This is a genomic window from Burkholderia sp. SRS-25 (genome assembly GCF_004343765.1).
GTDB lineage: Bacteria > Pseudomonadota > Gammaproteobacteria > Burkholderiales > Burkholderiaceae > Burkholderia > Burkholderia contaminans.
Genome location: NZ_PTXM01000019.1, coordinates 19,590 through 42,147, shown reverse-complemented (window position 1 = coordinate 42,147; position 22,558 = coordinate 19,590). Strand labels below are relative to the sequence as shown.

23 protein-coding genes and 1 riboswitch are annotated in these 22,558 nt (G+C 67.6%); of the genes, 15 read left to right on the top strand and 8 right to left on the bottom strand.

From position 1 onward, the window contains the following. Positions 1-27 precede the first annotated feature (27 nt). From C5O79_RS25700 to C5O79_RS25690, 3 genes are all read right to left on the bottom strand, one after another. Positions 28-1,509 (bottom strand): aldehyde dehydrogenase family protein, encoded by a 1,482-nt coding sequence (locus tag C5O79_RS25700; protein WP_131931844.1) that lies wholly within the window; start codon positions 1,507-1,509, stop codon positions 28-30. A gap of 22 nt (positions 1,510-1,531) precedes the next feature. Continuing rightward, the gene (gene speB, locus C5O79_RS25695; RefSeq protein ID WP_131931842.1) at positions 1,532-2,482 is read right to left on the bottom strand and encodes an agmatinase; all 951 of its coding nucleotides are present in this window, start codon (positions 2,480-2,482) and stop codon (positions 1,532-1,534) included. 166 nt (positions 2,483-2,648) lie between these two features. Continuing rightward, positions 2,649-3,533: a helix-turn-helix transcriptional regulator gene (locus C5O79_RS25690; protein WP_046549115.1), complete on the bottom strand. Its 885-nt coding sequence runs from the start codon at positions 3,531-3,533 to the stop codon at positions 2,649-2,651. A gap of 198 nt (positions 3,534-3,731) precedes the next feature. Here C5O79_RS25690 and C5O79_RS25685 point away from each other — a divergent pair, with 198 nt between their 5' ends. The 5 genes from C5O79_RS25685 to C5O79_RS38845 all read left to right on the top strand — a co-directional run bounded on the left by C5O79_RS25685 (position 3,732) and on the right by C5O79_RS38845 (position 7,363). Continuing rightward, positions 3,732-4,076 (top strand): cupin domain-containing protein, encoded by a 345-nt coding sequence (locus C5O79_RS25685; RefSeq protein WP_046549116.1) that lies wholly within the window; start codon positions 3,732-3,734, stop codon positions 4,074-4,076. An 83-nt stretch (positions 4,077-4,159) separates the two neighbouring features. Continuing rightward, positions 4,160-5,617 carry an FAD-dependent oxidoreductase gene (locus C5O79_RS25680; protein ID WP_122474751.1) on the top strand — a complete coding sequence of 486 codons (1,458 nt, stop codon included), beginning with the start codon at positions 4,160-4,162 and terminating at the stop codon, positions 5,615-5,617. A gap of 106 nt (positions 5,618-5,723) precedes the next feature. Next, the gene (locus tag C5O79_RS25675; RefSeq protein ID WP_236862362.1) at positions 5,724-6,038 is read left to right on the top strand and encodes a hypothetical protein; all 315 of its coding nucleotides are present in this window, start codon (positions 5,724-5,726) and stop codon (positions 6,036-6,038) included. A gap of 137 nt (positions 6,039-6,175) precedes the next feature. Beyond that, on the top strand, positions 6,176-7,096 hold the full coding sequence (locus C5O79_RS25670; protein WP_039353976.1) for a LysR family transcriptional regulator: 921 nt from the start codon (positions 6,176-6,178) through the stop codon (positions 7,094-7,096). Between the two features lie 144 nt (positions 7,097-7,240). Further along, entirely contained in the window at positions 7,241-7,363 is a 123-nt protein-coding gene (locus tag C5O79_RS38845; protein ID WP_257791823.1) for a hypothetical protein, read from the top strand. Positions 7,364-7,420: 57 nt separating this feature from the next. Here C5O79_RS38845 and C5O79_RS25660 read toward each other — a convergent pair whose 3' ends face one another. The 4 genes from C5O79_RS25660 to C5O79_RS25645 all read right to left on the bottom strand — a co-directional run bounded on the left by C5O79_RS25660 (position 7,421) and on the right by C5O79_RS25645 (position 10,698). Continuing rightward, positions 7,421-8,806 (bottom strand): MFS transporter, encoded by a 1,386-nt coding sequence (locus C5O79_RS25660; protein WP_046549120.1) that lies wholly within the window; start codon positions 8,804-8,806, stop codon positions 7,421-7,423. Between the two features lie 182 nt (positions 8,807-8,988). Continuing rightward, on the bottom strand, positions 8,989-9,858 hold the full coding sequence (locus C5O79_RS25655) for a hypothetical protein (RefSeq protein ID WP_122474752.1): 870 nt from the start codon (positions 9,856-9,858) through the stop codon (positions 8,989-8,991). A gap of 47 nt (positions 9,859-9,905) precedes the next feature. Next, positions 9,906-10,274 (bottom strand): hypothetical protein, encoded by a 369-nt coding sequence (locus tag C5O79_RS25650; protein ID WP_122474753.1) that lies wholly within the window; start codon positions 10,272-10,274, stop codon positions 9,906-9,908. A gap of 31 nt (positions 10,275-10,305) precedes the next feature. Continuing rightward, positions 10,306-10,698: a helix-turn-helix domain-containing protein gene (locus C5O79_RS25645; protein ID WP_122474754.1), complete on the bottom strand. Its 393-nt coding sequence runs from the start codon at positions 10,696-10,698 to the stop codon at positions 10,306-10,308. A gap of 136 nt (positions 10,699-10,834) precedes the next feature. On the opposite strand from C5O79_RS25645, the gene gstA reads away from it, so the two are divergent. From gstA to arsH, 10 genes are all read left to right on the top strand, one after another. Continuing rightward, positions 10,835-11,467 (top strand): glutathione transferase GstA, encoded by a 633-nt coding sequence (gstA, locus tag C5O79_RS25640; RefSeq protein WP_122474755.1) that lies wholly within the window; start codon positions 10,835-10,837, stop codon positions 11,465-11,467. An 87-nt stretch (positions 11,468-11,554) separates the two neighbouring features. Continuing rightward, positions 11,555-11,938: a hypothetical protein gene (locus C5O79_RS25635; protein WP_046549125.1), complete on the top strand. Its 384-nt coding sequence runs from the start codon at positions 11,555-11,557 to the stop codon at positions 11,936-11,938. Between the two features lie 93 nt (positions 11,939-12,031). Further along, positions 12,032-13,324: a TolC family protein gene (locus tag C5O79_RS25630; protein ID WP_122474756.1), complete on the top strand. Its 1,293-nt coding sequence runs from the start codon at positions 12,032-12,034 to the stop codon at positions 13,322-13,324. Positions 13,325-13,335: 11 nt separating this feature from the next. Continuing rightward, on the top strand, positions 13,336-14,871 hold the full coding sequence (locus tag C5O79_RS25625; protein ID WP_122474757.1) for an efflux RND transporter periplasmic adaptor subunit: 1,536 nt from the start codon (positions 13,336-13,338) through the stop codon (positions 14,869-14,871). Next, positions 14,868-18,074 (top strand): efflux RND transporter permease subunit, encoded by a 3,207-nt coding sequence (locus C5O79_RS25620; protein ID WP_122474758.1) that lies wholly within the window; start codon positions 14,868-14,870, stop codon positions 18,072-18,074. The genes C5O79_RS25625 and C5O79_RS25620 overlap by 4 nt, the downstream gene beginning before the upstream one ends. Beyond that, positions 18,071-18,442 (top strand): copper-binding protein, encoded by a 372-nt coding sequence (locus tag C5O79_RS25615; protein ID WP_046549129.1) that lies wholly within the window; start codon positions 18,071-18,073, stop codon positions 18,440-18,442. Before C5O79_RS25620 ends, C5O79_RS25615 begins: the two co-directional genes overlap by 4 nt. Positions 18,443-18,573: 131 nt before the next feature. Continuing rightward, positions 18,574-18,906 (top strand): metalloregulator ArsR/SmtB family transcription factor, encoded by a 333-nt coding sequence (locus tag C5O79_RS25610; protein ID WP_047851913.1) that lies wholly within the window; start codon positions 18,574-18,576, stop codon positions 18,904-18,906. Continuing rightward, complete coding sequence (gene arsB / locus C5O79_RS25605; RefSeq protein ID WP_122474759.1) at positions 18,903-19,973, top strand: ACR3 family arsenite efflux transporter; 1,071 nt, start codon at positions 18,903-18,905, stop codon at positions 19,971-19,973. Before C5O79_RS25610 ends, arsB begins: the two co-directional genes overlap by 4 nt. A 20-nt stretch (positions 19,974-19,993) precedes the next feature. Continuing rightward, the gene (arsC, locus tag C5O79_RS25600) at positions 19,994-20,416 is read left to right on the top strand and encodes an arsenate reductase (glutaredoxin) (protein ID WP_122474760.1); all 423 of its coding nucleotides are present in this window, start codon (positions 19,994-19,996) and stop codon (positions 20,414-20,416) included. Beyond that, positions 20,409-21,131 carry an arsenical resistance protein ArsH gene (gene arsH, locus C5O79_RS25595; protein WP_046549133.1) on the top strand — a complete coding sequence of 241 codons (723 nt, stop codon included), beginning with the start codon at positions 20,409-20,411 and terminating at the stop codon, positions 21,129-21,131. Before arsC ends, arsH begins: the two co-directional genes overlap by 8 nt. Positions 21,132-21,212: 81 nt before the next feature. Here the strand turns inward: arsH and C5O79_RS25590 are convergent, their stop codons facing one another. Continuing rightward, entirely contained in the window at positions 21,213-22,223 is a 1,011-nt protein-coding gene (locus C5O79_RS25590) for a sodium:calcium antiporter (RefSeq protein WP_122474761.1), read from the bottom strand. A gap of 74 nt (positions 22,224-22,297) precedes the next feature. After that, a riboswitch (yybP-ykoY riboswitch) is annotated at positions 22,298-22,472 on the bottom strand. Positions 22,473-22,558 lie beyond the last annotated feature (86 nt).

Below are 22,558 nucleotides of genomic sequence, written 5' to 3'. Positions count from 1 at the left end.
CTGGAAGGCCCCACTGGCCAGTCGGCGTCAGTCGATCGCGCGCATCGCGTGGCGCAGTTCCTGGTAGCTGCGCAGCCCTGCCACGCCGAGTTCGCGGCCGATCCCGCTGAGCCCGAAGCCGCCCCAGCACACGTGCGGGTAGATGAGCTGCGGCGCGTTGATCCACACGAGTCCCGCGCGCACGCGCTGCTGGAATTGCTTCGCGATGGCCGCATCGCGTGTGACGACGGTCGCGACGAGCCCGTAGCGCGTGTCGTTCGCGAGCGCGATCGCTTCGTCGTCGGTGCGGAACGATTTCACGCACGCAACGGGGCCGAATACTTCGTCGGTCCACAGCGGGTTGTCGGCGGCCGGCTCGGCGATCACGACGGGTGCCATGAAGAAACCGTCGCCGCCGGCATCCGCCACGCGGCCGCTGAACGCGACGCGTGCGCCCGCCTCGATGCCTTGCTGAAGCAACGCTTCGACGCGCGTACGCTGCGCGGCCGAGATCAGCGGCCCCATCGCGACCCGTGCCGCGGCCGGCGGCGCGACGACGAGCGCGCGCACGGCCGTCTCGAACGCGGCCATGAAGCTGCGGTACACGCTGTCGTGCACGAGGATGCGCGCGGTGGCCGAGCACATCTGGCCCGCGTTCGTGAAGGCGCCCGCGACCGCGAGCGACACCGCGACGTCGAGATCGGCGTCGTCGCGCACGATCAGCGACGACTTGCCGCCGAGTTCGAGCGTCACGCGTTTCATGTCGACGGCCGCGGCCTGCATGACCTTGCGGCCGGCCGCGGTGCTGCCGGTAAACGAGATCTTGTCGATCAGCGGATGCGCGGTCAGCGCCGCGCCGACGTCGGCGCCGCCGTTCACGACGTTGACGACGCCGGCCGGCACGCCGGCCTCGGCGACGATGTCGAGCAGTGCGTGCTCGGTCGGCGACGTGAGTTCGGATGGCTTCAGCACGACCGCGCAGCCCGCTGCGAGCGCGGGCGCGAGCTTCCATGCGGTCGTGACCATCGGGAAGTTCCACGGCATGACGAGCGCCGCGACGCCGACGGAATCGTGGAAGCGTTCGGCCGTGACGGCGTCGCTCGGCAGCGCGACCGGTTCGGCGGCGAAAAGCGCCGGATCTTCGCACAGCTTCGCGTAGTACGCGAACGTCGCGGCGACGTCGCCGACATCGGCGTCGGCCTCGAACGGCGGCTTGCCGCTCACCTGCATCTGCAGCGCCGCCAGGCGATCGCGCGAGGCTTCGACGCGCGCGGCGATCGTTGCGAGAACGCGGCCGCGTTCGGCGGGCGGCGTATCGCGCCAGCCGGCGAACGCATCGCGCGCGGCGCGCACCGCGGCATCGACGTGCGCGGCCGTCGCGAATTCCTGCCAGCCGATCTCGGCGCCGGTCGACGCGTCGAAGATCGGCGCGCCGGGCGCATCGGCCTGCGTGCGCACGGGCTGGCCGGCGATGTGCGCCGCGGGCAGCACGAACGTGGCGGTGGAACGGGAAAGCTCGGCGGTGGACATGAAGGTCATCCTGTCGGTCGGGTTAGCGGTAGGCGACACCCGGCATCACGCAGAGCATCTCGAACGCGAGATTCGCGCCGGTGAGCGCGGTGGTGCCGGTCGGATCGTATGGCGGCGCGACTTCGACGAGGTCCGCACCGACGATGTTCAGGCCCTTCATGCCGCGCACGATCTCGAGGCCCTGCTGGATGGTGAGGCCGCCGATTTCCGGCGTGCCGGTGCCGGGCGCGAACGACGGATCGAGGCCGTCGATGTCGAAGCTCAGGTAGACCGGCGTGTCGCCGACGCGTTCGCGCACCTGCGCCATCAGCGGCGCGAGCGACTTGTTCCAGCATGCTTCGGCCTGCACGACGGTGAAGCCCTGCTCGCGGCACCATTCGAAATCGTCCGCGTGGTAGCCGGTGCCGCGCAGGCCGATCTGCGTGACCTTGTCGCATTGCAGCAGCCCGTCTTCCACCGCGCGGCGGAACGGCGTGCCGTGCGCGATCTTCTCGCCGAACATCGTGTCGTTCACGTCCGCGTGCGCGTCGACGTGCACGACGGCGACCTTGCCGTACTTCTTGTGCAGTGCGCGCAGGATCGGCCACGCGATCGTGTGGTCGCCGCCGAGCGTGATCGGCCGGCAGCCGTTCGCGACGATCTCGTCGTACGCCTCCTCGATGCGGCGCACCGAGTCCTTCAGGTCGTACGGGTTGGTCGCGACGTCGCCGATGTCGGCCACTTGCAGTGAATCGAACGGGGCCGCGCGCGTGGCCATGTTGTACGGGCGCAGCAGCACGGATTCGGTGCGGATCTGGCGCGGGCCGAAGCGCGAGCCCGAGCGGTTCGACGTGCCGAGATCGAGCGGCACGCCGACGAAGCACACGTCGAGGCCGTCGGTCGTCGCGGCCTGCGGCAGCCGCATCATCGTGGCGATGCCGCCAAAGCGCGGCATTTCGTTGCCGCCCATCGGTTGATTCAGTTCGCGGGGCATGGGCCGTCTCCTTTTTTCGAGGTCAAGCGATCGGCCGATGGTAGAGGAGAACACGCGCGCGAAGATCTTGAAGTCGCAACGTTTACATCGACGGGCTTCGATGCAAGCGGCGCCGCCGCATCGACGCGGCGCAACCGAACGCGGCCGTGCGGCGCGGCCGGGTGTGTCAGCGCGGGATGCCCGGCGACGTGGCGCCGTCGTGCGCGCCGGCGGAAGGGAGCGCCGTGGTGGCCGCCCCCCACGCGGCGAGTTCGCGCTTCGTGCGCACGCCGAGCTTCGCGAATGCGCGCTTCACGTACGACTCGGCCGACGCGACCCGCACGCCGAGGATCTCGGCCGTCTCCGGCACGGTCTTGCCGGAGAGCAGGTGCTTGCAGGTTTCGTATTCGCGCTTCGACAGCTTCACGCCGTCGGCCGCGATCCGCGCATCGAATTGCGCGAGCGGATGGACTTCGGGCGTCGGGTGCGCGACGCGCCGCACGGCCGTGGTCGACGCATGCAGTTCGAGCAGCGGGAACAGCACATCGCTGATGCTGCGAAAGCGGTTCATCTCGGCGAGCGTGAACGGCGGCCGGTCGCGGCCGCGCTCCAGCGCGATCGAATGCTGCGAATAGCGCGTGCCGCGCGCGAGCACGCATTCGTGCCCGATCCGCACGTCGTCGAACAGCCGCTGGCGGAATTCGCCGGGCGGGATCGCCGCGATGTCGCGCACCACGAGCATCGTGCCCGTCTTGCCGCGCAGCCCCGCGAACAGCGGGTCGCTGTCGAGAAAGCGCTCGTAGTAGAGCGTCATCACGTCGGAGATTTCGGTGGATTCGGTGTCGATGCCGCTGCTGCCGATCCATTCGCATCGATAGCCGGTGGGCATCGAGCCGTCGACGCGCGAACGTTCGACGTGTGCGACGTCGAGCGGCACGACTTCATTGAGCAGTTGCGTGAGGCGCGGCACGAAGTGCGGCGTGCCGACCGTCTCGATCAGCTCGCCCAGCGCCTTGAACGACACGTTGAAGCGGTCGTTGTCGCGGTGGAAGGGGTTCACGTTGAGCAGCATGCGGTTCCCCGGGTGAAAAGCGGGCGGATTGTAGCGGTCACAACGAAAAACGTCATTAAGGGGAAACACCGTCGGTTGTCCTGCCGACCCGTTCGCCCCGGAAAACACAGCTTGTCCCCCCCGGAGGGGGGCATACCGGGGCAGTGTAAATGAGTAACTTTGTCTCTGCTTTTTTCAATCGAGAGACGAAAGATTCACATGACCAAACTGATCAAGGACATCCTGCCGCTCGGCGCAGGCATCGGCGAATTCACGAAGCTCGACTTCGGCATGGACGAAAGCGACTGGCGCGCGGCGGAAGGCAAGAGCGGCAACTACATCGTCGGCTGGTGGGAAGGGAAAGCCGGCTCGGTGGAGTTTCCGGAAACCGCGGCCGACGAGGCCGTGTGGCTCGTCGAGGGCCGGATCGCACTGACCGACGTCGAAGGCAACCGCAAGGAGTTCACGCCGGGCCAGGGCTACCTGCTGCCGGCCGGCTTCGCGGGCCGCTGGGAGACGATCGAGGACGCGAAGAAGTTCTACGTGCTGCTCGAGCAGTCGTGATGTCCGGGGCCGCCGCCGGGCGCGTCGTCCGTGCGACGCGCGCCCGGCGGCGGTTTCGCGTTTCGCGTGTGATGGCTGGGATCATGGAAATGGAAGTCAAGACAAGAGAGACTGCACCGGAGCAGGCGCACGCCATGCGTGGCGCACCGGTCGCACTGGGCGTCGAGGCGGCGCTCGCGAATACGAAGCTGTTCCCGTACTGGCTCGACAACCCTGCGGCGCCGGCCACCGAGCCGGAACTCGTCGGCGACGTGACGGCCGACCTGCTGATCGTCGGCGGCGGCTTCACGGGGCTGTGGGCCGCCGTGCAGGCGAAGGAACAGATGCCGCACCTGAACGTGGTGCTGATCGAGGCAGGCAAGGTGGCGCACGGCGCATCGGGCCGCGCGGGCGGGATCATCTCGACGTCGGTGATGCACGGGCTGCCGAACGCGGTGCGCGTGTTTCCGAACGACATCGCGCAGCTCGAGGCATTCGGCCATCACAACCTCGACGGTTTCGAGGACACGCTGAAGCGCTACGACATCGACGCCGACATCGAGTGGAACGGCGAGATGACGGTGGCGGTCGATCCCGAGCACATCGCGCACCTGAAGGGCGACTACGACCTGCATCGCGAGTACGGCCACGACGTCGTGCTGCTCAACCGCGAGGAAACGCTCGAGCAACTGAATTCGCCGCTGTTCGCGGGGGCGCTGTGGTCGCGCAATCGCAGCGGCATCGTGCATCCGGCGAAGCTCGCGTGGGGGCTGAAGCGCGCGGCGCTGAAGCTCGGCGTGAAGCTGTACGAGCACACGCCGCTCGTGACCGTGGCCGACGAAGGCAGCACGGTGTTCGTGACGACGCCGCAGGGCAGCGTGCGCGCACCGCGCGTGGTGTTCGGCAGCGGCACCGCGAAGGTCGGGATTCCCGACATCAACCGCCGCGTGATGCAGGTGCGCGACCACGTGCTCGCGACCGAGCCGCTCACCGACGAGCAGCTCGCGCGGATCGGCTGGAAGAACCGCCAGGGCGTGTACGACACGCGCACGCAGCTCAACTATTTCCGGCTGACGAAGCACAACAACATCATCTTCGGCGGGCTGGTGAGCTATCACTTCGACGGCGATCCGGAGCCGCATCAGGACGGCCAGCGCGAAACGTACTACCGGCTCGCGGAAGCGTTCTACCGCACGTTCCCGCAGCTGTGCGACGTGCGTTTCTCGCACGCGTGGGGCGGCCCGATCGACTACTGCTCGCGTGGTTCAGTGTTCGCGAAGCGCTATCTCGGCGACAAGGCCGTGTTCGTCGCCGGCTATACGGGCTTCGGCGTCGCGGCGAGCCGGTTCGGCGCGTTCATGGGGCTGAACATCCTGTTCGATCGCGACAGCCCCGAGCGCGAGCTCGACATCGCGAACCAGAGCCCGAGCTACATCCCGCCGGAGCCGATGCGCTGGGTCGCCGCGAAGATCACGTTCCATGCGTTCGACGGCGCGGATGCGGAAGGCGGCTGGAAGCGCGCATGGATCAGCGGCATCAAGGCGATGGGCTTTCCGATGTAAGCGGCGACGGGGCCGCTCCGCGTCGGGCCGCCCCGTCATGCAGGCACAACAAGACACGATCCCCAGAGGAGACGGTCCGCACCGCGGACACGGAGAGAGACACCAGATGAATGTAGTCAACCTGCAGGATGACGCGCGGCAGGAAAGCGCGCTGTTCGTCGTCGTGATGCTGCTGCTCGGCATGCTCGGGCCGACGGTCTTCCTCGGCTTGCCCGCGATCGTCGGGCAGGTCGAGCGTCATTGGGGCTTCGGCGAAGCGGCGCTCGGGCTGTCGAGCTTCGTCGAGGTGCTCGGCGAATCGACGGGCACGCTGCTCGTCGCGTTCGTGCTCGGCAGCCAGCCGGTGCGGTGGGTGCTCGCGGGTGCGGTGACGCTCGCGGCCGGCGCGAACCTCGGTACGCGTGCTTGCAGTGTCATCTGAATGACGGTGGGGACGCGCGCCGCTGCCGATGGCGACGCGCGTCCGGTTCGGTTCATCGGCGCAGGCGGCGGGCGTGGCGCGCGATGCGCGTCGGGCTCGCCGCCCGGGTAACGCGCACACGCGCAGCGGCTTGAAGCATGTTCTCGAATACCTCCGATCTCGATCTCCGGCTCATCCGGGTCTTTCTGGCCGTCGTCGACGCACGCGGCATCACGGCCGCCGAGGCGTCGCTCGGCGTGCGGCAGTCGACCATCAGCACGCAGCTGTCGGCGCTCGAAGCGCGCGTCGGCTTCAAGCTGTGCGACCGCGGGCGCGGCGGCTTTCGCCTGACGTCGAAGGGCGAACGCTTCGCGGCCACCGCGCGCACGCTCGTCGCAGCCACCTCCGAATTCGTCGCGCGCGTGCGCGACATCGACCGCAAGCTGGTCGGCACGCTGTCGATCGGCCTGATCGGCCAGGCGCCGCTCGTCGAGAACGCGCGCGTGGCCGACGCGATCGGCGCGTTCCGCAAGCGCGATCAGGCCGTCACGTTCGCGATGAAGGTCGCGTCGCCGCAGGAGCTCGAGGAGAGCCTCGTCAACAACCAGCTCGATCTCGCGATCGGCTATTTCTGGCATCGCGTGCCCGGGCTGCTCTACACGCCGCTCTTCACCGAGCAGCAGGTGATCTACTGCGGGCGCGGGCATCCGCTGTTCCATGCATCGCGGCCCGTGACCGCGGATGATTTGCAGCTTCACGACTGGGTGTGGCGCACGTATCCGGTGCCGGAGGAGCAGTATCCGCTGCCCGAGCGGCGCGTGACCGCGAGCGCGGACAGCATCGAGGCCGCGACGATCCTGATCCTGTCGGGCGGCCATCTCGGCTACCTGCCCGCGCACTATGCGGAGCCGTTCGAGCAGCGCGGGCTCGTGAAGGCCGTCGGCCGCACGACGTTCAGCTTCGACGTGCCGCTGCATCTCGCGATGAAGCGCAGCGCGAGCGACAAGCCGATCGTCGACGCGTTCTGCGAGGACCTGCTGCGCGCCTTCAACATCAAGGCGGCCGCGCTGGCCGCATAAGCCGGCGGCGCGCGCTCGGCAGTCGACCGGCACCCGGTCGAACAGCTCGCGGCGCGTGCGCACGCCGAGCTTCGCGAACGCGCGGCGGCGATGTGCGGGACGGCCGGCGATCAGGCCGTCGTGTGTTTTCATCCGGACCTGTCGATGCCCGACACCGCGCGCGGGGAAACACTGTTGACCGTTGGCGTCGATACCGACGCGTGCGCGCTCGATTATGTGGCAGGCAATCCGCACGACCTCGCGCGCGTCGGGGCTCGGCGGTTCTGACGCAACGTGCGGTTAGCGGTAGGGCCGGGCGGCACGTGCGTGCCGCCCTCGTGACGCTTATGCGTCGATGCGTTCGACCTTGCCGACGAGCAGCCCGTACGACACGCTGCCCGCAAGCGCCATCGCGGCGATGTAGGTGATCGCGCGCGAGAAGTCGGCGCCGTCCACCAGCAGCCCGATCACGATCGGCGTCGCGATCGCTGAAAGATTGCCGATCAGGTTGAACACGCCGCCCGTGAGGCCGAGCAGCCGCGCGGGCGCAAGCCCCGACACGAGCGACCACGTGATCGATGCGAAGCCGTTGCCGAAGAACGCGATCGTCATGAACGCGATCACCCAGCCCGTCGACGTCACGTAGTTCGCGCCGATGATGCTGGTCGAGATCAGCAGCCCCGAGATGATCGGCAGTTTGCGCGCGAAGCCCTGCGATGCGCCGCGGCGCATCAGCCAGTCCGACAGCACGCCCGAGCACAGTACGCCGACGAACGCGGCGAGGAACGGCAGCGACGCGAGGAAGCCGGACTTGATGAAATCCATCCCGCGATACTTGACGAGGTAGGTCGGGAACCACGTGAGGAAGAACCACAGCGTCGAGTTCAGCGCGAACTGGCCGAGATAGATGCCCCACAGCTTGCGCCGGCCGAGCACGACGCCGAGGTCGCGCCACGTCGACGGTGCGCGTTCGGTGCGCGCCGCGACGCGGTCTTCGAGATCCACGAGGCCGCCGCCGTCGCGGATCAGTGCGATCTCGGCCGCGTTGACGCCGCGAAACGCGCGCGGCTCGCGATACACCGCATACCAGATCGCGGCCCAGCCGATGCCGGCGAGGCCGGTCGCGACGAACACCATGTGCCAGCCGAGATGCACCTGAAGCCAGGCGAGCACCGGCGTGAGAAACGCGAGGCCGACGAACTGGCCCGACGTGTAGCCGCCGATCGCGCTTGCGCGTTCGCGGGTCGGGAACCAGGTCGTCACGACGCGATTGTTGATCGGATAGGCGGGCGCTTCGAGCGCACCGACTGCGAGGCGCAGCACGATCAGCCCGACGAACGAGCCCGCGAAACCGAGCAGCAGCGTCGCGGCGGACCACAGTGCAAGCGCGCCCGCATACAGCACGCGCGGCGACACCTTGTCGACGAGCCAGCCGCCTGGAATCTGCATCAGCGCGTAGGTCCAGCCGAACGCGGAGAACACGAGGCCCGCGCGCACCGGATCGATGTTCAGTTCCTTGAACAGCGCGGGCGCGGCGATCGACAGGTTGCTGCGGTCGAGATAGTTGATCACCACCGTGACGAACAGCAACGCGAGGATCAGCAGCCGCTTGCGGCTGGGCGCTGTAGTCTGCGCCGCGGCTGCGCGGGCGGCAGGATCGGATGCGATGCCGGCATGCGCGGGCAACTGTTCCGGCGGATTGGCGTGGGTGCGCGACGCGGAATGAGCCACGGTTGTCTCCTGTGTTCTGTGCCAGGCCGTCGCCCGCGAACGGGGCGGCCGAATCGAATGGCGTTGGGGCGAACGTTAGAGCCGTGGCGGGAAGCGCGTCAACATTTGGGCAGGCATCCCTATTAATGGGACGTGATGCGCTCAACATGTGGGAATGAGCGGCGATCACCTCGCAGCGTGCATCAGTTGGCTATCGCTTCCTTCGCGCTGACCCACCCCTGCACTGCACCGGCGTGCGGGTTGCGATAGCGCACCTTCAGCCACTGGAAATCGGCGCTCGTGTCGATCAGTTCGACCGTGTCGCCCGCGACGACGTAACGGCGCGTGGGTGCGTCGTTCATCGCGTCGTGCAGCGGCAGTCGCGCCGGGCGCACCTTGAACGTGACGGTGCCGCCGCCGTACGCGTCGGGGCGGCGCGACACGCGCTTGCCTTGCGCGTCGTAGGTCAGCAGCATCGACGACGGGCCGGAATCGGTGTCGAGCAGGTCGCGCAGGTCGTCGGGGATCGCTTCGCTGGACTGGTACAGATACAGCCTGCCGCCGGCGTCGTAGCGGTACGCATCGGTGTACCAGATCGGGCCGCCGCGGCACGAGCTGTAAAGCGTGCGTTCTTTCGGCTTCGCGGCCACGTTGATCAGGTCGTCGCAGTTGCCATGCGGCATGTTGCCCGCCGGCATGTGCAGCGGCTCGAACTGTTGGCGGGCCGGATCGTACAGGTAGATGCCGTAGTTGTCGTTGACCATGCCGAGTGTCGCGTGCATGGCGAGATCGCGGTGGCCGTCGAAGTTGTAGTCGTCCGACGAGAGGTGATAGCGGCCTTCCTCGTCGCTGGCGGTGACGTCGAGCGTTTGCGTCCTGCCGCTCGGCAGGAAGCGCACGGTGATGTGCGCGCTGTCCGCGCGTTCGACGCGGGCCGTGACGGTGTCGTCGACCTTGAACGCGAGCAGCGGCTTGGCTGCGTGCGCGGCGGGAGCGATCGATGCGCAGGCGGCGAGCAGCAGCGCGGTCGCGGCAACGCGGGGAAGCGGACGGAGTCGAGGGAAGCGCGTCATGAGCAGGCGTCGGAGCGAAGGTCGAGGGTGAACAGGCCAGCGACTGCTTAGCCGCGCGTGCTGTCGTCCTGAAAGCCGTTCTTGCCGACGAAGATCTCCTTCAGCGCGGCGCGCAGCGTGACCGGATCGTATTGACCGGGCGCGAGATGGATCACGTAGCGCGTCTGGCCGTCGAGACGCGCGGCGAGGGCGGGTTCGATCTCGACGTCGATCGCGTCGTCCGTCAGGCGCACCGACAGATCCTTGACGCGCACGTTGACCTGGTCGCGCACCATCACTTCGATCAGCGCGTCGTCCGGAAAGCGCGACAGCGCGAAGCAATAGTCCTGCTCGGCGTCGTGGCAATAGATGTTGGCGAAGCTTTCGTCGTCGTCGAGATCGGACGTCGCCGCGCCGATGGTGGCGTGAAGTTCCATGAACGGGGTTCCTGCGTAAAAGAGTTGGGGGTTATCGGGGCGAATGGAGTGCCGTGTCGATCGCGGCTGCCGCGCCGGGCGTTACGCCGGTATCGCACGATGCACCGGCATCGCGCGCCTTCAGCCACAGCCCGAATTCGCGCATTACGTCGACCACGGGCCGCAGCCGGTCGCCGTCGGCGGTTAGATCGTACTCGACCCGCACCGGCACTTCCGGATAGACGGTGCGCCGCACGAGCCCGGCGTCTTCGAGCGCGCGCAGGTCGAGCGTCAGCATCCGTTGCGAGATGCCGGGCATGTCGCGCCGCAGGTCGCTGAAGCGCCGCGGCCCGTCGAGCAGATACGACACCAGCAGCAGCCGCCAGCGGCCGCCGAGCAGGCGCATCGCTTCTTCAACGGAACATCCGGTCGCACTCGTTTTCATGTTGCCGAATCCTGGTCGGTAAATTTTTTGTGACTACGGCACAAACGACTGCCGTCTTCTCAGCGCTGCGCCGATGCGAGATATTAGCGCCCGCGTCGCGGCGAATCGATACATGGACAACTCAGGAAGGACACGCATGAAGCTCCATCACGCTCCGGGAAGCTGTTCCCAGGCCATCTGCATCGTGCTGCGCGAAGGCGGCATCGACGCGGAGGTCATCAAGGTCGACGCGCGCAAGCATGTCATTGAAGACGGACGCAATTACTACGATGTGACCGAACTCGGCTACGTGCCGCTGCTCGAACTCGACGACGGCACGCTGCTGCGCGAAGGGCCGGTGATCGCGCAGTATCTCGCGGATCTGCGTCCCGATGCGGGGCTCGCGCCCGCCTACGGCACGCTCGCACGCTATCGGCTGATGGAATGGCTCAACTTCCTCGGCACCGAGATCCACAAAGGCTTCATCCCGCTGCTGTATGCGGTGCAGGCCGGGAAATACGTCGACCCGGCGAGAGCGAAGCTCGACAGCCGTTTCGCCTGGATCGACCGTCAGCTCGAAGGCAAGACGTTCGTCACGGGCGACGCGTTCACGGTTGCCGATGCGTACCTGTTCGCGCTGACGGGCTGGGGCAAGGCCGACTGGATGCGATCGGTGTACCACGCGGATATCGACCTGACCCGGTATGCGCATCTGCGTGCGTGGTACGAGCGGGTGCGGGCGCGGCCGGCGGTGCAGCAGGTGCTGGAGGCCGACGGGCTCGCGCGGTAGCGTGTCGCGGCGGTGGCGGAGTCGGCGCATCCTTACGCTTCATCGACGCCCCGCCACACGGCAAAACCCCGCGCTATAATCCCCGCCATGAAATTCCTCCGGACGATCATCCTGCTGCTGCTCTGCGCGGTGCTGCCCATCAGCGGGCTGGCAGCCAGCGGCCTGACCGGGGAATGTCCGATGATGCAGCAGGGCATGTCGATGTCGATGGACATGGACGCCGGCATGTCAGCCGACATGCCGGGCTGCGATTCGATGAAGTCGTCTTCCGTCGACAAGTCCCACGCGAAAGCGAAGGGCATGGCCTGCAAGCTGACGGCGCAATGCCAGTTCGGCAGTCTCTATCATCCGGCCGCTCGCGCCGAAGTCAGTCGCCCCGCTGCATTCGCCAGCACCGTCGCGTTCCACTACGCGCAAATCCTCCCGGTCCGCGATCCGAACGGGTTGTGGCGCCCTCCACGCATCAGCTGATCCCGATCCGATAGGTTCGCCGCATTCGCGGTGAGGTTCGTCCTGTATCAGGACGTGGAATCCCTTTGGGGGTTCCGCCGTTGGGGTTCAACCATGTCATTCCATTTCGGCACGCCGCTTGCGCGGCGTGCGCGTCGGCGCGCGCCCATGCTTTGGGCGGCGCTGCTGGTGGCGGGCGCCGTTCACGCGCAGCCATCGCCTTTCACGCTGGACGCCGCGCTGCAGTCCGCCACCGATCATTCCGCTTCGATGCAGGCCGCGCAGGCGTCGGTGCACGCGAGCGCGGAGGCGGCCGTGAAGGCCGGCCAGCTGCCCGACCCGATGCTCAAGGCCGGCATCGACAACCTGCCGGTCAATGGCGGCCAGCGCTTCACCGTCGGCCAGGACTTCATGACGATGCGCCGCATCGGCATCGAGCAGGAGTGGGTATCCGGCGACAAGCGGCGCCTGCGCTCGGCGCTCGCCAACGAGCAGGTCGGGCGCGAGCGCGCCGGCTATCTCGCGCAGCTCGCGAGCGTGCGCCAGCAAACCGCGACGGCATGGCTGAACGCCGTCTACGCGAAGCAGGCGCTCGCGCTGCAGCAGGCGCTGCTCGATCACATGAACCATGAGCTTGAAGCGACGAAAGCGTCGTATCGCGGCGCGAAGGCGAGTGCGGCCGACGTCGTCCAGGCGCGGGCGATGCTCGCGCAGACGCAGGATCAACTGCTGAAAGCGCAGCAGGTCTACCAGACCGCGCTCATCGCGCTGTCGCGCTGGACCGCCGTGCCGGTTGGCGACGTCGCCGGCACACCGCCCGCGCCGGAGTCGTTCGTGTCGTCGCTGCCGCCGGACGAGCTGCGGCTGTCGCAACCGGCGCTGATCACTGCCGCCGACGATATCGCGGTTGCCGAAGCGGATACCGCCGTCGCGAACAGCGAACGCAGCCCGAACTGGACGTGGGAAGTCGCGTACCAGCAGCGTGGCGGCGTGTATTCGAACATGGTGTCCGTCGGCGTCACGATCCCGCTGCCGCTCAATCGCAAGAACCGCCAGAACCGCGACGTCGCCGAAAAGGCCGCGCTCGCGACGAAGGCGCGCCTGATGTACGAGGACACGCTGCGCCAGGTGCAGGCCGATATCCGCACGCAGTCCGCGACGCTTGCGAGCGGTCGTGCGCGCATCGCGAATCTCGGCGACGCATTGCTGCCCGCCGCCGACCAGCGCGTGCAACTGGCGAACGCGGCCTACCGTGCGGGCACCGGCTCGCTCGCCGATACGTTTGCTGCCCGCCGCGCGCAACTGGATGCGCAACTGCAGGTGCTCGAGCTCCGGCGCGAGGTCTCGCAGACCTGGGCGCAGCTCGAATACCAGGTCGTGCCGTCGACGCTGGCCGCCGCGCAATAAGGGAGAACGACATGACTAAGCAAACATTGGCCCGCGCGGCCGTGCTGGCGTTCGCCGGTGCCGTGCTGCTCGGCACGGGTTATTTCGTGGGCGCCCGCCATGCGGCGACGGTTGCGGCGGCAACGGACACCACCGCGTCGGCATCGCCCGGTAACGCCGACCCGAAGACCGGCCGCAAGGTGCTGTACTGGCACGACCCGATGGTGCCGAACCAGCACTTCGACAAACCGGGCAAGTCACCCTTCATGGACATGCAGTTGCAGCCCGTCTATGCGGACGAAGGCGGCGGCGCGTCCGGCATCCGGATCGATCCGGGCCTGCAGCAGAACCTCGGCATCCGCTACGCGACCGTGCGCAGGCAACAGACGGCGGCGGGATTCGATGCGGTGGGCACCACGCAGTTCGACGAATCGCGCGCGGATGTCGTCCAGTCGCGCGTGACCGGCTACATCGACCGTCTCTATGCGCGCGCACCGATGCAGCGCATCGCGAAAGGCGCGCCGGTCGCGTCGCTGTTCGTGCCCGACTGGCTCGCGCCACAGGAGGAATACCTCGCGCTCAAGCGCGGCAGGATGGACGCCAGCCTGCTCGATGCGTCGCGCGCACGGATGCGGGCGCTGTCGATTCCCGACGGCATGATCGCGAGCCTCGATCGCACCGGCCGCGCGCAGACGCACGTCGTGCTGAGCGCGCCGGAAACCGGCGTCGTCAGCGAATTGAACGTGCGCGACGGCGCGATGGTCGCACCCGGTCAGACGCTCGCGAAGATCGCCGGGCTGTCGACGCTGTGGCTCATCGTCGAGGTGCCGGAAGCGCTCGCGCTGAACGTGCAGCCGGGGATGGCGGTCGACGCGACGTTCGCGGGCGATGCGACACAGCATTTCACCGGACGCATCCGCGAAGTGCTGCCCGGCATCAGCGCGAGCAGCCGCACGCTGCAGGCGCGCGTGGAGATCGACAACGCGACGCTGAAGCTCACGCCCGGCATGCTGATGCGCGTGCGGGTCGCCGCGCGGCAGACCGTATCGCGCCTGCTCGTGCCGTCCGAAGCGGTGATCGCGACCGGCAAGCGCTCGGTCGTCATCGTGAAGAACGGCGATGGCCGGCTCCAGCCGGTGACGGTGACGACGGGCAACGACGTCGGCAGCGACACCGAAGTGCTCGGCGGACTGCGCGAAGGCGACACGGTCGTCGCATCGGGGCAGTTCCTGATCGATTCCGAGGCGAGCCTGAAAAGCGTGCTGCCGCGGCTGGAAAGCGGCGCCGGCGCGAGCGGGGCAGCGGCGACGCCTGCGTCGACGCCGACCGCGGCGGTGCCGATCTACGAAACCACCGGCAAGGTCGAACAGGTCACGGCCGACGACATCACGTTCTCGCATCAACCCGTTCCCGCGCTCGGCTGGGGCGCGATGACGATGGCGTTCGGCAAGCCGTCGGCCACCGCGTTCCCGGACGTGAAGCCGGGCCAGACGGTGCGCTTCGCGTTCACGCAGGGCGACGACGGCTACCGGCTGACGAAGGTCGAACCGCAGGGAGGCGAACGATGATCGCGCACATCATTCGCTGGTCCGTCCACAACCGGTTCCTCGTGCTGCTCGCCACCGTGCTGATTGCCGCATGGGGCGTTCATTCGCTGCGGCAGACGCCCCTCGATGCACTGCCCGACCTGTCGGATACGCAGGTGATCGTGAAGGCGTCGTATCCGGGCAAGGCGCCGCAGATCGTCGAGGATCAGGTGACCTATCCGTTGACGACCACGCTGCTCGGCGTGCCCGGTGCGAAAACCGTCCGCGCGTATTCGTCGTTCGGCGACGCGTTCGTCTATGTGCTGTTCGACGACCGCACCGATCCGTACTGGGCGCGTTCGCGCGTGCTCGAATACCTGAGCCAGGTGCAGAGCCGGCTGCCTGCCGGCGCGACGGTGTCGCTCGGGCCTGATGCGACCGGCGTCGGCTGGGTGTACGAGTACGCGCTCGTCGATCGCACCGGCCGTCACGATCTCGGGCAACTGCGCGCGCTCAACGACTGGTTCCTGAAGTTCGAGCTGAAGGCGGTACCGGACGTGTCGGAAGTCGCGAGCATCGGCGGCATGGTGCAGCAATACCAGGTCGTGCTCGATCCGGACAAGCTGCGCGCGTACGGCATCACGCAGGCGGAAGTCGCGACCGCGCTCGGCAACGCGAACCAGGCGTCCGGCGGTTCGGTCGTCGAGCTGGCCGAGTCGGAGTACATGGTGCGCTCGACCGGCTACCTGCGTACGCTCGACGACTTCCGGCACGTGGTGCTGCGCACGAACGACGCCGGCACGCCGGTGCTGCTCGGCGACGTTGCGCGCATCCAGGTCGGCCCGGCGATGCGGCGCGGGATCGCGGAACTGAACGGGCAGGGCGAGGTGACGGGCGGCGTCGTCGTGATGCGTTCGGGCAAGAACGCGCTGACCACGATCGATGCGGTGAAGGCGAAGCTGGCCGACCTGAAGCGTTCGCTGCCGCCCGGCGTCGAAATCGTCACGACCTACGACCGCTCGCAGCTGATCGAGCGCGCGGTGGGCAACCTGAAGGACAAGCTGATCGAGGAGTTCGTGATCGTCGGGCTCGTCTGCGCGGTGTTCCTGTTCCACCTGCGCAGCGCGTTCGTCGCGATCCTGTCGCTGCCGCTCGGCGTGCTGGCCGCGTTCATCGTGATGCGCTACCAGGGCGTGAACGCGAACCTGATGTCGCTCGGCGGGATCGCGATCGCGATCGGCGCGATGATCGACGCGGCGATCGTGATGATCGAGAACGCGCACAAGCATCTCGAAGCGTACGACCACGCGCATCCCGGCGAACCGATCACGCCGGCCCGACGGTGGGAACTCGTCGCGACGTCGGCCGCGGAAGTCGGGCCCGCGCTGTTCTTCTCGCTGTTGATCATCACGCTGTCGTTCATTCCGGTGTTTTCGCTGGAAGGGCAGGAAGGCAAGCTGTTCGCGCCGCTGGCGTTCACGAAGACCTACACGATCGCCGCCGCCGCGGGGCTGTCGGTGACGCTGGTGCCGGTGCTGATGGGTTATCTCGTGCGCGGCCGCATTCCGCACGAGCACGCGAACCCGATCAACCGCGTGCTGATCCGCGCGTACCGGCCGCTGCTCGAGGCGACGCTCAGGCGCCCGTGGGTTGCAATCGGCATCGCGGTCGTGGCGCTCGTGCTGACGGCGGTACCGCTGTCGAGGCTCGGCGGCGAATTCATGCCGCCGCTCGACGAAGGCGACCTGCTGTACATGCCGACCGCGCTGCCCGGCATTTCCGCCGACAAGGCGAGCGAACTGCTGCAGCAGACCGACCGGTTGATCAAGACCGTGCCCGAGGTCGACACGGTGTTCGGCAAGTCGGGCCGCGCCGATACCGCGACCGATCCCGCGCCGCTCGAGATGTTCGAGACGACGATCCGGTTCAAGCCGCGCAGCGCATGGCGGCCCGGCATGACGCCGGAGAAGCTCGTCGACGAACTCGATCGCACGGTGAAAGTGCCGGGGCTGTCGAACGTATGGGTGCCGCCGATCCGCAACCGGCTCGACATGCTGTCCACCGGGATCAAGACGCCGGTCGGCGTGAAGATTTCCGGGCCGGACCTGGCCGGGATCGATGCGATCGCGAAGCAGGTCGAGGCCGCGGTGAAGCCCGTGCCGGGCGTGACGTCCGCGCTCGCGGAGCGGCTGAACGGCGGCCGCTACATCGACGTCGACATCGACCGGCTCGCCGCCGCGCGCTACGGGCTGTCGGTGGCCGACGTCCAGTCGGTCGTGTCGACGGCGGTCGGCGGCGACGATGTCGGCGAGGTGATCGCGGGGCGCGAGCGCTTTCCGATCAACATCCGCTACCCGCGCGAGGTGCGCGATTCGGTCGAGAACCTGCGGCAACTGCCGGTCGTCACCGCGCGTGGCGCGCAGATCCGCCTGGGCGACGTCGCACGCATCACGATCGCCGACGGCCCGCCGATGATCCGCAGCGAGAACGCCCGACTGTCCGGCTACGTGTATGTCGACCTCCGCGGCACCGATCTGCAGAGCGCGGTGCGCGAGATGCAGCAGGCCGTCGCGCGGCAGGTCGCGTTGCCGCCCGGCTATTCGATCGCGTGGTCGGGGCAGTTCGAGTATCTCGAGCGTGCGGCGGCCAAGTTGCGCACCGTCGTGCCGGTGACGCTCGTGGTGATCTTCGTGCTGCTGTTCCTCACGTTCGGCTCGGCGGCCGATGCATTGCTGCTGATGTCGACGGTGCCGTTCGCGCTGGTCGGCGGCTTCTGGCTCGTGTGGGCGCTCGGCCACGCGGTGTCCGTCGCGACATCGGTAGGCTTCATCGCGCTGGCCGGCGTGGCCGCCGAGTTCGGCGTCGTGATGCTGCTGTACCTGAAGGGCGCGCTGCAGCGCCGGCTCGACGCCGGCGAACCGCTGACCGATGCGCTGCTGCTCGACGCGATCCGCGAAGGCGCGGTGCTGCGCGTGCGGCCCAAGGCGATGACGGTCGCCGTCGTGCTCGCCGGCCTCGTGCCGATCATGGTCGGGCACGGCGCCGGTTCCGAGGTGATGCAGCGTATCGCCGCGCCGATGGTCGGCGGCATGGTCACGGCGCCGCTGCTGTCGATGTTCGTCATTCCCGCCGCATGGCTCCTGCTGCAGCGCCGTCGTGCGCGAAGCATGGGCCATGCGCGGCATTCCGAAGCAGTTCCTCACGGCACGAACGTGCCATCCATCCCAACCGGAGAATCCCGATGAAGAAGTTGATTACCGTTACCGTTGCGACTGCCGCCGTTCTTGCTGTCGGCGCGTTCGCCACCCCCGTCTTTGCAGCCGGCGACATGGCGGGCATGGACATGTCCGCCATGAAGATGTCGTCGGGCGGCGCGGGCGAGTCGAATGCCGCGCTGACCGACGCCGAAGTGAAGAAGGTCGATGCCGCGAGCGGCAAGATCACGCTGAAGCACGGCGCGCTCGAGAACGTCGGGATGCCGCCGATGACGATGGCGTTCAAGGCGAAGGACGCAGCGATGCTCGAGCACGCGCATGCGGGCGACAAGGTCAAGGTGCGGATCGAGAAGGTCGACGGCACGTTGACGATCGTCAAGCTGGTGAAGGCGTCCTGACCTGACGATGTGCTGGTGCGTCGCCCGTCCGTGAGGCGGGCGGCTGCACCGGCGCCATGCGTGCGGGGCCGGACGCGGCTTCATTTCAACAATACTTGAAATATTGAAACGAAGCCGCTATCCTTCGCGCCATGGACTCCAATCTCGTCGTGCGCGCCCTGGGCGCGCTTGCTCATGAAGCGCGGCTGGCCATCTTTCGTGCGCTGGTCGTGGCCGGGCCCGAAGGGCTGCCGGCCGGCGCGATCGCCCAGCGGATCGGGCTGTCGCCATCGAGCCTGTCGTTTCATCTGAAGGATCTGTCGCACGCCGACCTGGTCACCGCGCGCCAGGACGGCCGGTTCATCTATTACGCGGCGAATTTCGAATCGATGAGCGGGCTCATCGGGTTCCTGACCGAGAACTGCTGCGCCGGCGCCGCCTGCGGCGTACCGGCAGCACCCGACTGTTGCGGAGGCAACGCATGACCGGCTCGAACATCGCGCGGCCGCCGGCCGCGGCGGCCCCGCCCGCCATCGGTTTCTTCGAGCGCTACCTGAGCGTGTGGGTCGCGCTGTGCATCGTGCTCGGCATCGCGCTGGGCCAGGCGCTGCCCGGGCTCTTTCAGCATATCGGCCGCATGGAATACGCGCAGGTCAACCTGCCCGTCGGGCTGTTGATCTGGGTGATGATCGTGCCGATGCTGGTCAAGGTCGATTTCGGCGCGTTGCACGAGGTTCGGCAGCACGTGCGGGGGATCGGCGTGACGCTCGTCGTGAACTGGCTCGTCAAGCCGTTTTCGATGGCGCTGCTCGGCTGGCTGTTCATCCGGCAGCTGTTCGCGCCGATGCTGCCCGCCGACCAGATCGACAGCTATATCGCCGGCCTGATCCTGCTGGCCGCCGCGCCGTGCACGGCGATGGTGTTCGTGTGGAGCCGGCTGACGGGCGGCGATCCGCTGTTCACGTTGTCGCAGGTCGCGCTGAACGACAGCATCATGGTGATCGCGTTCGCGCCGCTGGTCGGCCTGTTGCTGGGAATGTCCGCGATCACGGTGCCGTGGGCGACGCTGCTCACGTCCGTCGTGCTGTACATCGTCATCCCGGTGATCCTCGCGCAAGTGTGGCGCAGGCTGTTGCTCGCGAAGGGGCAGGCGGCGTTCGACCGCGCGATGGCGAAGATCGGCCCGTGGTCCATCGCCGCGCTGCTGGCCACGCTGGTGCTGCTGTTCGCGTTCCAGGGCGAGGCGATCCTGAAGCAGCCGCTGGTGATCGCGCTGCTCGCGGTGCCGATCCTGATCCAGGTGTTCTTCAACGCAGCGCTCGCGTACGGGCTCAATCGCCTCGTCGGCGAGAAGCACAGCATCGCGTGCCCGTCGGCGCTGATCGGCGCGTCCAATTTCTTCGAGCTGGCCGTGGCGGCCGCCATCAGCCTGTTCGGCTTCCACTCCGGCGCCGCGCTCGCGACCGTCGTCGGCGTGCTCATCGAAGTGCCGGTGATGCTGCTCGTCGTGCGCGTCGTCAACCGCTCGAAGGGCTGGTACGAGCGCGCGTGAAATCATTCAGGAATACGGAAATGACCGACATCACGATCTATCACAACCCCGATTGCGGCACGTCGCGCAACACGCTGGCGATGATTCGCAACTCGGGCGTCGAGCCTCGCGTCGTGCTTTACCTCGAAACGCCGCCGAGCCACGCAGCGCTGCGCGCGCTGATCGCGGCGATGGGTGTGCCGGTGCGCGACGTGCTGCGTCACAAGGGGACACCCTATGACGCACTCGATCTCGACAATCCGAAATGGAGCGACGACGACCTGATCGGCTTCATGGTCGCTCACCCGATCCTGATCAATCGCCCGATCGTCGTCACCCCGCTCGGCACGCGGCTGTGCCGTCCGTCCGAGCATGTGCTCGACATCCTGCCCGATCCGCAGCAAGGGCCGTTTGCGAAGGAAGACGGCGAAATCGTGATCGATGCGGAGGGCAGGCGTGTCTGAGCGACTGAACGATCTGCCGCAACTCGATGCCGCGCTCTTTCGTGTGCCGGACGCGAGCCGGCTGCAGCCCGCGCAGCCGTCGACGCATCCGCCTCGAATCGTCCTGCTCTATGGGTCATTGCGTACGCGCTCGTTCAGCCGGTTGCTGGTCGAGGAGGCGGCGCGGTTGCTGGCGGCGATGGGCGCCGAAACAAGGATCTTCAATCCGGCCGGCTTGCCGCTGCCTGACGATGCGCCCGACGACCACCCGAAGGTGGCCGAGTTGCGCGAGCTCGTGCAATGGTCGGAGGGCATGGTGTGGTGCTCCCCCGAGCGGCACGGCGCGATGACCGGCGTGATGAAAGCGCAGATCGACTGGATTCCGTTGTCGGTCGGTGCGGTGCGGCCGACGCAGGGCAAGACGCTGGCGGTCATGCAGGTCAGCGGCGGATCGCAATCGTTCAACGCGGTCAACCAGATGCGCGTGCTCGGACGCTGGATGCGCATGCTGACCATCCCGAACCAGTCGTCCGTCGCGAAAGCGTTCATGGAATTCGGCGACGACGACCGGATGAAGCCGTCCGCGTATTTCGATCGGGTCGTCGACGTCATGGAGGAACTGGTCAAGTTCACGCTGCTGACGCGCGACGTGGGCGCGTACCTGACGGACCGCTACAGCGAGCGCAAGGAAAGCGCCGAGCAACTGTCGCAGCGTGTGAACCAGGCGCGCATCTGAATCGCGTGCTGGCTGGCGGCGCGACGATGCTTCGTTCGCGCCGGGCAGCGGGATCGTGCCCGGCGTGTCCATCGAGCAAGTTCAGCGCGCCAGCGTCAGGACCAGATACCCCGCGTACCCCGCGCCGTTCGCCAGCAACGCCCAGATCGCGAGCCCGCGCGTGCGTGCATTGACACGGAGCCACGCCGCCGCCGCGAGCGTGATGATCACGCCGGTCAGCACTTCGGGGCGCGGCTCCCACGGTGTCAGCATGATGCCGATCGCCGGCAGCAGCGTGCCCTGGAACACCATCGCGCCGGTGATGTTGCCGAACGCGAGCGTGTCCTTCCTGCGGCGGATCCACAGCACGCTGTTGACCTTCTCAGGCAGTTCCGTCGCGATCGGCACGATGATCAGCGACAGCAGCAGCGCCGATACGCCGAGCACGTGCGACACGCCTTCCACGCCGTGAATGAAGCCCTTCGCCCCACCGACCAGCAGCACGACGCCGAGGAGCAATTGCAGCCCGATCGTCGCGAGGTTGGTCGGCACACCCAGGCGCGACAGGAACATCGTGTGCGGCGCCGCGGTGCCGTGCCCGGCATCGACGAGCTGGTTCGACGCCCGGAACGTCATCACGACATACATCGCGTAGATACCGACCAGCATCGCCGCGAGCAGCGCACGCGCTGCCCAGTTGTGATGCGGGACGAACATCGCGGCGGTGGCCAGCGAAAACGCGGCGAGAAAGTAGTTCATGTCGCGCACGAAGCCCGTGCGCTCGGGCGCGATCGTGCCGCGCAGCCCGCGCGAGCGGATCACGGCGAGCGTCATCAGGAACGTGGTGAGCGTCGCGAGCATCAGCGGTGCGCCGAGAATCGCGCCGACGCCGATCTCCTCGTTCACGGCCTGGTTCGCCGTGCCGCCGGCGAGCGCAAGCAGCGGCACCATCGTTTCGGGCAACGCGGTGCCGACGGCGGCGAACAGCGAACCGGTGACACCTTCGGAAATCTTCAGGCGCTCGCCGAGATGTTCGAGTGCATTGGTGAAGACCTCGGCGGCGACGAGGATGACGATCAGCATGAACGCCAGTTCTAGGAACATGAAAGTCATGCGGCGCCTCCGCAGGCATGGGCGCGGACGGCGGCGAAATGCGGGGAGAAGGCGGCGGGGAACATGGGGACTCCGTGGTCGGACGCTGACAAACCATGGCGCATCCGCCGACGTCCGACCAGGAACGACGCGATGCGCCAATGGTCTCGCCAGGCCGATCAGGCTGAACGCGCCACGGCCGCAGGCCGAGTGTGTTGACGCGTTCGCTTTCCGGGGACGGAAAGCAGGCTACTCCCCAAAGACGAAGGGCAGTCTAGACGAGCGGGTGGCTTTCGACAAGCCTTCATCTCGAAAAAACATACCCCTTCCCCCTATAGGGGCAGCCTTCCGGATAT